Annotated in this window: 1 protein-coding gene; it reads left to right on the top strand. The window is 38.5% G+C overall.

The genetic code is table 11. The annotated features are described in order from the left end of the window. A partial coding sequence (locus tag E3E28_RS11010) for a class I SAM-dependent methyltransferase (protein ID WP_167915473.1) occupies positions 1-395 on the top strand: 395 nt, incomplete at both ends.

Below are 395 nucleotides of genomic sequence, written 5' to 3'. Positions count from 1 at the left end.
TGTTTCGTTAGGCAAAAATTTGCCATACTACCCAAAAGATGTTGAAGTTATTGGGATAGACTTCAGCAAAGGAATGCTTGAGAAGGCAGAGAGAAGGAGAAAAGAACTTGGTCTGGAGAACGTTAAGCTAATGCTCATGGACGTTCAAAACTTGGAGTTTGAAGATGAAATGTTTGACACTATCGTAAGCACTTTTGTGTTTTGTACAGTGCCTGATCCTATCAAAGGGTTAAAGGAAGTTTATAGGGTCTTAAAGCCTGGAGGAAAAGCGATATTTTTGGAGCACATGAAAAGCGAATCAAAGCTTTTGAATATCCCGCTCTACTTAATGGATCCAATAACAAAAGCATTAGTAGGAACTTCAATGGTGAGGGAAACGCAGAAGAATATTGAAA

The organism is Thermococcus sp. 21S9 (genome assembly GCF_012027635.1).
In the GTDB taxonomy this organism is placed as follows: domain Archaea; phylum Methanobacteriota_B; class Thermococci; order Thermococcales; family Thermococcaceae; genus Thermococcus.
The sequence above is the reverse complement of the archived record's forward strand: the minus strand, read 5'-3'. Positions and strand labels throughout refer to the sequence as shown.